We start from the raw sequence: 531 nt of genomic DNA, 5'->3' as shown, positions 1-531 counted from the left end.
ATTCACACGTCACGCAGAGCCCGGGGATGCAATACTTAGGTAATGCTTACCTTACCCAGCACCGAGGTGACCGGCGAGGACCTGCTCCCTGATGCACGCCCCGGCTACCGGCCGTACCGGGCGACGGTCGCGGGCATCCGGCGCCTGAGCCCGCATTTTGTGCGGGTGACCTTCACCGGTCCGGAATTCGAGCACTTCGGCACGGCGGGACTCGACCAGCGGATCAAGCTCGTCCTGCCGATCCCCGGCGTCGGCCTCGCCGATTTCGGAGTGGACGAGCAGCACGACCCTGCCTCGACCGGCACCGGCTGGTACGACCGCTGGCGGGCCCTTCCCGAAGCTGAGCGCAACCCGTTCCGCAGTTACACCGTCCGCAGGGTGCGCCCGCACCTCCGCGAACTCGACGTCGACTTCGTCTCCCACGACGCAGCGGATGCCGCCGGTTCCGGCCCCGGCCCCGCATCCCGCTGGCTCGCCGCGGCCCAGGTCGGCGAGCACGTCGTCATCGTCGGGCCGGCCTCGCGCAGCCGC

1 protein-coding gene is annotated in these 531 nt (G+C 70.1%); it reads left to right on the top strand.

The features are described from left to right. Positions 1-42: 42 nt before the first annotated feature. On the top strand, positions 43-531 hold a 489-nt coding region (locus QN357_RS19230), incomplete at its 3' end, for a siderophore-interacting protein (RefSeq protein WP_323505432.1).

The organism is Cryobacterium sp. RTC2.1 (assembly GCF_035018685.1).
GTDB classification, from domain to species: Bacteria; Actinomycetota; Actinomycetes; order Actinomycetales; family Microbacteriaceae; genus Cryobacterium; species Cryobacterium glucosi.
Note: the sequence above shows the minus strand (reverse complement) of the source record. Positions and strands in the feature narration are given on the sequence as shown.